Genomic DNA, 9,735 nt, shown 5'->3' on the forward strand with positions numbered 1-9,735 from the left:
GCCGATGAGCGGTGACCTGTCCAGACTGGCGATGACAGTGTTGCACCCAGGGTACGAGGGGACCTCGGTCCCCGACTGGCTGCGCCGCGCGCTGGGCGAGGGTCTGGGCGGGGTTGTCCTGTTCGCCCGCAACGTCATAGATGCGCAGCTCGTACGGCATTTGCGAGCCGAGAACCCGGACACCGTCGTCGCGATCGACGAGGAGGGCGGCGCGGTCACCCGGCTGGAGGTCCAGGCCGGCAGCTCCTTCCCCGGCAACCGGGCCCTGGGGGTGGTGGACGACGTGACGCTCACCGAGCGCGTGGGCCGCCAGATCGGCCGGATGCTCGGCGAGCTGGACATCACGCTCGACTACGCGCCCGACGCCGACGTGAACTCCAACCCGGCCAACCCCGTCATCGGCATCCGCTCCTTCGGCCCCACGCCCGACCTGGTCTCCCGGCACACGGTCGCGTACGTGAACGGCGTCCAGGGTGCGGGCGTGGCCACGTGCGCCAAGCACTTCCCCGGCCACGGGGACACCGTCACCGACTCCCACCTGGCGCTGCCCACCGTGCACGCCTCGCGCGAGGTGCTCTTCGCACGCGACCTGCCGCCGTTCCGGGCCGCGATCGCCGCCGGGGTGCGCTCGATCATGTCGGGCCACCTGCTCGTCCCCGCTCTCGATCCGTCGATGCCGGCGACGCTGAGCCGTACCGCCATGACCGAGCTCCTGAGGGGCGAGCTCGGCTTCGACGGGATGCTCGTCACCGACGCGATCGAGATGCAGGCGGTGGCGGCCATGTTCACGCCGGGCGAGATCGCGGTGCGGGCCCTGGACGCGGGCGTGGACGCCATCTGCGTGGGGCTGGCCACCGAGGAGAGCCTGCACGCGATGCGCGACACGATCGTGGCCGCCGTACGCGCCGGGCAGCTGCCCGAGGAGCGGCTCGCGGAGGCGGCCGCGCGGGTGCTCGCGCTCTCCCAGTGGTACGGGGCGCAGGCGGCGCTGCGCGACAAGGCCCGCGGCGACGTGGACGAGGGCGTGGGCCTGGAGGCGGCCAGGGCCGCGCTGACCACCTCCGGCACCGCCCGGCTCGACCGCGCCCCGCTGGTGGTCGAGGTCAACACCCGCTTCAGCAAGGCCGTGGACCCCTCGACGCCGACCGGCATCACGGCCGCCCTCACCTCCCTCCTGCCGAACACGGCCCGGCTGCAGCTCGAACCCATGGGCGACCTGCCGGACCTGGCGGCCGACGGGCGGCCGATCGTGCTGGTGGTGCACGACGCCGCCCGGTACGACTGGGTGCGTTCGACGGTGGCCAAGGCGCTGGCGGTGCGGCCCGACGTGATCGTGGTGGACACCGGCGTGCCGGCGCCGCCCGGCGAGGCCGTCCACCTGGCCACCCACGGCATCTCCCGCGTCTCCGCACAGGCGGCGGCAGAATGGCTGACCCAGTGACCGCCGAACCCGCGAACCCGGTCGCCGCCGTACGCGCCGTGCTGCCCTCGCTCACCCCGGCGGCGCAGTCCATCGCCCGCATCATCCTGGACGACCCCGGGCTGGTGGTGCGCAGCACGATCACCGAGTTCAGCGCGGTCTCCGGGACGAGCGAGGCCACCATCGTGCGCACGGCCCGGGCCCTCGGGTTCGCGGGATACTCGCAGATGCGCTTCGCCCTGGCGGCGGCCGTGGCCAAGGAGCCGGAGCGGCTGGTGCCCGGCGACCTCGGGCCCGACGACCCGCTGACCGACGTGATCGCCAAGGTCGCCCGCGCCGAGTCGGAGGCGCTGGCCGACACCGCCGCGCAGCTCGACCCCGACCAGCTGGGCGACGTGGTGAAGGCCATCTCGGTGGCGCGGCGGGTGGACGTGTACGGGGTGGGGGCCTCGGGGCTGGTGGCGGCGGACATGTCGCAGAAGCTGCTGCGGATCGGGCTGTCCAGCCATCCGTTCAGCGATGCGCACCTGGCTCTGACCAGCGCGGCGCTGCTCAAGGAGACCGACGTGGTGGTGGCGATCAGCTGCAGCGGCGAGACGCCCGACGTGCTGGTGCCCGCCCGCACCGCGGCCGACACCGGGGCGCTGGTCGTGGGCATCACCAACAACCCCCGGTCGTCGCTGGCGGAGCTGGCCGATCACACGCTGGTGTCGGCGGGGCGGGAGACGGCCTTCCGGCCTGGGGCGCTGGCCAGCCGGATCAGCCAGTTGTTGATCGTGGACTGCATCTTCGTGGGGCTGGCGCAGCGGACGTACGACACGGCCGACGCGGCCATCCGGGCCACCCGGGACGCCACGGACCGCTACCGCAACCGCTGACCCACCGGCCCCGGCGCAACCGCCGACGTCGGTTGCCGTCCCTTGGGAGGGATCCCGTCGAGGGGGGGTGGCCGAAGCGACCGCCGACGTCGCGGGCGGGGGTCAGGCGCGGGCGACCGACAGGGCGGTCAGGTCGGCCTCGATCTTGGCGGCCGTGGCCAGCAGCGGCGGCAGAAGGTCGCGGCGGGCCGCCTGCAGGGTCGTACGGCTGGCGTGGGTCGAGACGTTCACGGCGGCCACCGTCCGCCCCGAACGGTCGCGGATCGGCGCGGCGATCGAGCGCAGCCCCTCCTCCAGCTCCTGGTCCACCATCGCCCACCCCCGCCCGCGCACCTTGCCCAACTCGGCCCGCAACGCGGCAGGCAGCACGATCGTGTGCGAGGTGAGGCGGCGCAACGAGGCCCCCTCCAGGTACGCGTCCAGCTCGTCCGGCGGGAGGGCGGCCAGCAGGACCCGCCCCATCGACGTGCAGTACGCGGGGAACCGGGTCCCGATGTTGATCGTCACCCGCATGATCCGCGCTGTCGCCACCCGCGCCACGTAGACGACGTCCTCCCCGTCCAGCACCGCCACCGAGGCCGACTCGTGCACCTCGGCCGCCAGGCGCTCCAGGTGCGGGTCGGCGACCTCGGGCAGCGACAGGCTCGACAGGTACGCGTACCCCAACTCCAGCACCCGGGGCGTGAGCGAGAACAGCCGCCCGTCGCTGCGCACGTACCCCAGATCCTCGAGCGTGAGCAGGAATCGCCTGGCCGCGGCCCTGCTGAGGCCGGTCGCGCGGGCCACCTGGCTGAGCGTCAGCTCAGGGTCGGTGGCGCTGAACGCCCGGATCACCGCGAGCCCCCGGGCCAGCGACTGCACATGATCAACCATCGTGATCCCCTTGACATGAGCCGGCAAGAGCGTAGGTTCCGCGATACGGGATTGTTCGGTCAGAGAATACATGTGCGCATCGCGAACAAATAGGAGCAGCCGTGCGTCGCGCTCTCATCGTCCTCGCCGCCTTGTTCACGGCGGCCTGCGGCGGCACCCAGCCCTCGACCTCCCCCGGCCAGGCCAACCAGGCAGACAAGGTCAACGCCGGAGTGATCGCGATCGTCGACACCGCTCCGATCCACCTCGGCAAGGCCAAGGGCTTCTTCACCGAGCAGAACATCGATCTCACCATCACCCCGGTCCAGGGCGGCGCGGCCGCCGTCTCGGGGGCGGTGAGCGGGCAGTTCCAGTTCGCGTTCGCGAACACGACCTCGCTGCTGACCGCCAAGCAGCAGGGCCTCGACGTCAAGGTGGTCGCCAACGGCGTCTCCTCCACCGGTCAGCAGGGCAAGGACTTCAGCGCGGTGCTGGTCAAGCAGGACAGCCCGATCAGGACGGCCAAGGACCTGGCGGGCAAGAAGATCTCCGTCAACCAGCTCAAGAACATCGGCGACACGACCGTACGCGCCTCCGTGCGCAACGCGGGAGGCGACCCCACCGGCATCGAGTTCGTGGAGCTGCCCTTCCCGGACGCGCCCGCCGCGCTGCAGAGCGGCCGGGTGGACGCGATCTGGGTGGTCGAGCCGTTCGTCAGCCAGGCCGTCAGCCAGGGAGCGCGCCCCGTGGCCTGGAACTTCGCCGACGCCGCCCCCAACCTCACCGTCGCCATGTACTTCACCACGGGCAGGACCGACGCCGACCTGACCAGGCGGTTCACGGCGGCGATGCGCAAGTCGCTGGAGTACGCGGACGCGCATCCGGACGAGGTCAGAGAGGTGCTGAAGACGTACACCAAGATCGCGCCCGAGGTGATCGCGAAGATCAACCTGCCGAAGTGGCCCGTCGAGGTCAACAAGGCCTCCGTGCAGACCGTGGCCGACCTGGCGCTGGCCGACGGGGTGCTCAAGCAGAAGGTCGACGTCTCGGCGCTGGTGCCGTGACCGGCTCGCTCGGCAGGCTCGGACATGGGCTCGCCGGCCTCGGCGGGCTGCTGGTGCTGGCGGAGGCCGTACCGCGGCTGGGCCTGGTCGACGAGCGGTTCCTGCCGCCCGCCTCGCGCATCCTGGGCACGCTCGCCGCCGAGCTGGCCACGCCCGAGCTGTGGATCGCGCTCGGCGAGACCATGCTCGGCTGGGTGCTGGGGCTGGCGCTGGCGTTCTGCGCGGCGGTGGCGGCCGGGGTGGTCATCGGGATCGTGCCGGGCCTGCGTGCGATGACGAACTCCACCGTCGAGTTCCTGCGCCCGATCCCGTCGGTCGCGCTGGTGCCGCTGGCGACGCTGCTGTTCGGGCCGTCGCTGGGCTCGACGCTCCTGCTCGTGGTGTACGCGTCGTTCTGGCAGGTGCTCATCCAGGTCCTGTACGGCGTCGCGGCCGTGGACTCCGTGGCCTTCGACACCGCCCGGTCGTACGGGCTGTCGGCCTGGTCCAGGGTCAGGCACCTGGTGTGGCCGACGGCGCTGCCGTACGTCATGACCGGGCTCAGGCTGGCGGCGGCGGTGGCCTTCATCCTGGCGGTGACGGCCGAGCTCGTGATCGGCAGCCCCGGGCTGGGCGCCGAGATCCAGGTGGCGCAGAGCAGCGGGGCCGTGCCGACCGTGTACGCGCTGATCGTGCTGGCCGGGCTGGTCGGCATCGGGGTGAACGCGGCCGTGCGCCTCCTGGAGCGCCGGGTGCTGGCGTGGCATCCGAGCGTCCGGTCGGAGGTGGCCGCATGATGCGGGTCGTCAGGCTGCTCTCCCTGCCGGTGGCGCTGGTGCTGCTCTGGTGGGCGGTCAGCGGCAGCTCGTTCTACCTGCCGAGCCCCGGCCTGGTCGGGCAGGCGTTCGCGGAGACCTGGTTCTCCGAGCGGGTGGTCGAGGACGTGCTGCCGAGCGTGGGGCGGCTGCTGGCGGGCTACGCGGTGGCGGGGCTGCTGGGCGTGGGCCTCGGCGTGCCGATCGGGCTGTCGCCGCGGCTGCGTGCCACGCTCGAACCGGTGCTGGAGTTCTTCAGGGCCGTCCCGCCGCCGGTGCTGGTGCCGCTGATCATGTTGCTGGCCGGGATCGACACCCCCATGAAGGTGCTGGTCATCGTCTCGGGCTGCCTGTGGCCCATTCTCCTGAACACCGTGGAGGGCGTACGGGCGCTGGACGAGGTGCTCGCCGACACCTGCCGCATGTACGGCGTACGAGGAACCGCCAGATTGCGGCGGTTCGTGCTGCGCGGCGCCAGCCCGCAGATCATGACCGGGCTCCGGCAGGCGCTGTCCATCGGGATCATCCTCATGGTCATCAGCGAGATGTTCGCCAGCTCCAGCGGGCTGGGGTTCACGATCCTGGTGTTCCAGCGGCAGTTCCAGATCGCCGAGATGTGGAGCGGGATCCTGCTGCTCGGGCTGATCGGCCTGACCCTGTCCGTCCTCTTCCGCCGCGTGGAGCGGCGGGTCCTGGCCTGGTACTACGGCAGTGGAGCGGCCCGTGCTTGAGATCTCCTCGTTGCGCAAGGTCTACGAGAGCCCCGGCCGCACCGTCGAGGCGATCCGCTCGATCACGTTCGGCGTCGGCGCCGGTGAGCTGGTGTGCGTGGTGGGGCCGTCGGGGTGCGGCAAGACCACGCTGCTGAGGTGCGTCGCCGGGCTGCTGCCGGCCAGCGGGGGCGAGGTGCGGGTGGACGACGTGCCCGTGACCGGGCCGCCGCCGCGGATGGCCGTGGTGTTCCAGGAGTACGGGCGCAGCCTCTTCCCCTGGATGACCGTGCGCGAGAACGTCGAGCTGCCGCTGAAGGAGAAGAAGGTGCCCGCCGGGCAGCGGCACGAGCTGGTCCACGGCTCCTTGAACGCGGTCGGTCTCGGCGACGCCGCCGACGCCCATCCGTGGCAGCTCTCCGGCGGCATGCAGCAGCGGGTGGCCATCGCCAGGGCGGTGGCGTACCAGCCGCAGGTGCTGCTGATGGACGAGCCGTTCGCCGCCGTGGACGCCCAGACCCGGGCGGACCTGGAGGACCTGATCCTGCGGCTGTGGCGGGACCTGGAGGTGACCACGCTGTTCGTCACCCACGACATCGACGAGGCCGTCTACCTGGGGCAACGCGTCATCGTGCTGTCCTCGTCGCCGACCGTGATCCTGGAGGACCTGAAGGTGGATCTGCCGCCCGAACGCGACCAGCTGACGACCCGCTCGCTGCCCCGGTTCGGCGAGTTGCGCGGGCACGTCTACCGGCAGATCCAGCGGGCGAGGGACCGGCGATGACGACCGTCCGGGACGCCACGTTCGACGTGCTCAGGCGGTACGGCCTGACCACGATCTTCGGCAACCCCGGCTCCACCGAGGTGACCCTGCTGACCGGGCTCCCGGACGACCTGCGTTTCGTGCTCGCGCTCCACGAGGGGTCCGTGGTGGGGATGGCCACGGGGTGGGCGATCGGGCACGAGGCGTCCGCGCTGGCCGTGCTGCACACCACGGCCGGGCTGGGGAACGCGGTGGGAGCCATCGCCACCGCCCGGGTGAACCGGGTGCCGCTGGTGATCCTGGTCGGGCAGCAGGACCGACGGCATCTGGCGCTGGAGCCGTTCCTGACCGGGCACCTGAGCGGGCTGGCCGGGGACTATCCGGTGCGGGTGGACCAGCCGGTACGCGCGCAGGACGTGCCCGGGGCGGTGGCCCGGGCCTTTCACGAGGCGACGACCTTCCGCGGGCCCGCGCTGGTCGTGGTGCCGATGGACGACTGGGAGACGCCCTTCTCGGGCGAGACGGTGGCGGCGCCCGCGCGGATGGTGCGGCCCGCCGGCATCCCGGACGATGACCTCGCGCCGCTGGTGGAGCTGCTGTCGGGGGCCCGGTCGCCGGCGATCGTCGCGGGCGCGGGGGCCGGGTGGGAGGCGCTGGTCGCGCTGGCCGAGCGGCTCGGGTGTCCCGTGTTCCAGGAGTCGTTCGGGGGGCGGGCCGGGTTCCCGCAGGACCATCCGCAGTACGCGGGGGTGCTGCCCGCCGACCGGGTTCGGCTGCGGGAGGCGCTGGCGGGGCACGACGTGGTGCTCGCGGTGGGGGCTCCCGTCTTCCGGCAGTACCCGTACGTGCCCGGTCCCCTGGTGGCGGCGGGGACGTCGGTCGCGGTGATCACGGACGACCCGGCCGAGGCACATCGCAGCCCGGCCGACCTGGCCTACCTCGCCTCGCCGTCGGCCGTCTGCGCCCGGCTGGCCGCTCTGCTCCCCTCATCGTCACCGGCCGCGGGACGGGCTCCCGCGCCGGACATCCCCGAACCCCCGTCAGCGGGACGTGCTCCCATCGCGGACATCCCCGAACCGCTGTCAGCGGGACGGGCTCCCATGGCGGACGTTCCCGAACTGCCCGCTGCGGGGCGGCCGTTGCGGGCGGCGCACGTGCTGCGCGAGCTGGCGCTGCGGCTGCCCGCCGACACCGTGCTCGTCGAGGAGACCCCCTCGTCCCGCCCCGACCTGCACCGGCTCGTGCCCGCCAGGACCCCGCTCGGCTTCCTGTCGGCGGCCATGGGCGGGCTCGGGTTCGCCGTGCCCGCCGCGGTGGGCCTGCGGATGGCGCTCCCCGACCGGCCCGTGGTCGCCGTCGTGGGCGACGGGTCGGCCCTCTACGGCGTGCACGGGCTCTGGAGCGCCACGCACTACCGGGTGGGCGCGCTGTTCGTCGTGCTCTCCAACGGCCGGTACGCGATCATGGACCGGCTGGCCGACAAGCAGGGCGGCAAGGCGCCGTGGCCGCCGTTCACCGAGGTGGACATGGGCGGCCTGGCCAGGTCTTTGGGCTGCCCCGCCAGGCGGGTGGACTCGTACGACGAGCTGACGGCGGCCCTCGACGAGGTGCTCCCGTCGCTCGCGGCCCGCGAGGAGCCCCTGCTGCTCGACGTGACCGTGACCGTGGATCCGGACTTCCAGCCTTAGGAGGCTCACCATGACGTTCCTCGACCCCAAGATCTGGACGGGATCGATCTTCGACGGCGGATGGACGGCCTCGCGCGCCGGTGACGCGCCCGTCACCGAGCCCGCCACCGGCGACGAACTCGGCCGCGCGGGCACCGCCTGCGCCGACGACGTGGCGGCCGCCGCCGTACGGGCCCGGTCGGAGCAGCGGGCGTGGGCCGCCACGCCGTACGAGGAGCGGGCGGCGCTGCTTCGGCGGGCCGGACGGCTGTTCGAGGAGCACGCGCAGGAGATCCAGGACTGGATCGTCAGGGAGTCCGGCGGCGTGCCGGGCAAGGCCGGGTTCGAGACGCACGTGGCGGCGCAGGAGTGCTACGAGGCGGCGGCGCTGGCCTCGCAGCCCCTGGGCGAGGTGCTGCCGACGGCCCGCAAACGGCTCAGCTTCGCGCGGCGGGTGCCGGTCGGGGTCGTGGGGGTGATCGCGCCGTTCAACTTCCCGCTGATCCTGGGCATCCGGTCGGTCGCCCCGGCGCTGGCGCTGGGGAACGCGGTGGTGTTCAAGCCGGACCAGCGTACGGCCGTGTGCGGCGGGTTCGCGATCGCGCGGGTCTTCGAGGAGGCCGGGCTGCCGAGCGGGCTCCTGCACGTGCTGCCCGGCGGTCCCGAGGCCGGCCAGGCGCTGGTCGCCGACCCGAACATCCCCGTGATCTCCTTCACCGGCTCCACCGCCGCCGGGCGCAAGGTCGGGGAGGCGGCGGCGCGCCTGCTCAAGCGGGTCCACCTGGAGCTGGGCGGGAACTCGGCGCTGGTCGTCTTCGACGACGCCGACCTCGGGGCCGCCGCGTCGGCGGGCGCGTGGGCGTCGTTCTTCCACCAGGGGCAGATCTGCATGACCTCGGGACGGCACCTCGTGCACGAGGCCGTGGCCGAGGAGTATGTCGAGCGCCTGGCCGCCAAGGCCACGGGGCTGCCGGTGGGCGACCCCGCCACCGGGCAGGTCGCGCTCGGGCCCCTGATCGACGCCGGGCAGCGCGACCGGGTGCACCAGCTGGTCACGGCGAGCGTCTCCGCCGGGGCCCGGCTCGCCGCCGGGGGAACGTACGAGGGGCTGTTCTACCGGCCGACCGTGCTGGCCGAGGTGCCGGTGAGCGCGCCGGCGTACGCGGAGGAGGTGTTCGGGCCGGTGGCGCCGGTGACGACGTTCTCCACGCTGGAGGAGGCTGCGGCGCTGGCCGCGGACTCGGAGTACGGCCTGTCGCTGGGCATCCTCACGCGGGACGTGATGAAGGGGATGGCGCTGGCCGACCTGGTGCCGACGGGGATCGTGCACATCAACGACCAGACCGTGGACGACGAGGCCGTGGCGCCGTTCGGCGGGGTGGGGGCCTCGGGGACGGGGGCGCGGTTCGGCGGCACCGGGGCGAACGTCGACGCCTTCACCGAGACGCAGTGGGTCACCATGCAGGGGGACATCGCCACGTACCCGTTCTAGGGGTGTGGGGGGGGGGGGGGGGGGGGCGGGGGGGGGGGGCGGGGGGGGGGGGGTGGGGGTGTTGTGGGGGGGGGGGGGGGCCCCCCGCGGGGGAC

9 protein-coding genes are annotated in these 9,735 nt (G+C 73.1%); 8 read left to right on the top strand and 1 reads right to left on the bottom strand.

From position 1 onward, the window contains the following. Positions 1-4: 4 nt before the first annotated feature. Complete coding sequence (locus ACWEPL_RS28425) at positions 5-1,441, top strand: glycoside hydrolase family 3 protein (RefSeq protein WP_452437943.1); 1,437 nt, start codon at positions 5-7, stop codon at positions 1,439-1,441. After that, on the top strand, positions 1,426-2,298 hold the full coding sequence (locus tag ACWEPL_RS28430) for a MurR/RpiR family transcriptional regulator (protein WP_363962295.1): 873 nt from the start codon (positions 1,426-1,428) through the stop codon (positions 2,296-2,298). The genes ACWEPL_RS28425 and ACWEPL_RS28430 overlap by 16 nt, the downstream gene beginning before the upstream one ends. 102 nt (positions 2,299-2,400) lie before the next feature. Here ACWEPL_RS28430 and ACWEPL_RS28435 read toward each other — a convergent pair whose 3' ends face one another. Next, positions 2,401-3,171 carry an IclR family transcriptional regulator gene (locus ACWEPL_RS28435; RefSeq protein WP_452437944.1) on the bottom strand — a complete coding sequence of 257 codons (771 nt, stop codon included), beginning with the start codon at positions 3,169-3,171 and terminating at the stop codon, positions 2,401-2,403. A 101-nt stretch (positions 3,172-3,272) separates the two neighbouring features. Here ACWEPL_RS28435 and ACWEPL_RS28440 point away from each other — a divergent pair, with 101 nt between their 5' ends. From ACWEPL_RS28440 to ACWEPL_RS28465, 6 genes are read left to right on the top strand one after another with little or no spacing between them, the layout of a single operon-like run. Next, positions 3,273-4,214: an ABC transporter substrate-binding protein gene (locus tag ACWEPL_RS28440; protein WP_363962293.1), complete on the top strand. Its 942-nt coding sequence runs from the start codon at positions 3,273-3,275 to the stop codon at positions 4,212-4,214. After that, positions 4,211-4,990 carry an ABC transporter permease gene (locus ACWEPL_RS28445; protein WP_452437945.1) on the top strand — a complete coding sequence of 260 codons (780 nt, stop codon included), beginning with the start codon at positions 4,211-4,213 and terminating at the stop codon, positions 4,988-4,990. The genes ACWEPL_RS28440 and ACWEPL_RS28445 overlap by 4 nt, the downstream gene beginning before the upstream one ends. Beyond that, the gene (locus ACWEPL_RS28450) at positions 4,987-5,739 is read left to right on the top strand and encodes an ABC transporter permease (RefSeq protein WP_363962291.1); all 753 of its coding nucleotides are present in this window, start codon (positions 4,987-4,989) and stop codon (positions 5,737-5,739) included. Before ACWEPL_RS28445 ends, ACWEPL_RS28450 begins: the two co-directional genes overlap by 4 nt. Beyond that, positions 5,732-6,502: an ABC transporter ATP-binding protein gene (locus ACWEPL_RS28455; protein ID WP_397375323.1), complete on the top strand. Its 771-nt coding sequence runs from the start codon at positions 5,732-5,734 to the stop codon at positions 6,500-6,502. Before ACWEPL_RS28450 ends, ACWEPL_RS28455 begins: the two co-directional genes overlap by 8 nt. Next, positions 6,499-8,169, top strand: coding sequence for a thiamine pyrophosphate-dependent enzyme (locus ACWEPL_RS28460; protein ID WP_452437946.1), 1,671 nt, complete (start codon positions 6,499-6,501; stop codon positions 8,167-8,169). Before ACWEPL_RS28455 ends, ACWEPL_RS28460 begins: the two co-directional genes overlap by 4 nt. 10 nt (positions 8,170-8,179) lie before the next feature. Then, positions 8,180-9,640 (top strand): benzaldehyde dehydrogenase, encoded by a 1,461-nt coding sequence (locus ACWEPL_RS28465; protein ID WP_452437947.1) that lies wholly within the window; start codon positions 8,180-8,182, stop codon positions 9,638-9,640. The last annotated feature ends 95 nt before the right edge of the window (positions 9,641-9,735 follow it).

It is taken from the genome of Nonomuraea sp. NPDC004186 (assembly GCF_053603495.1).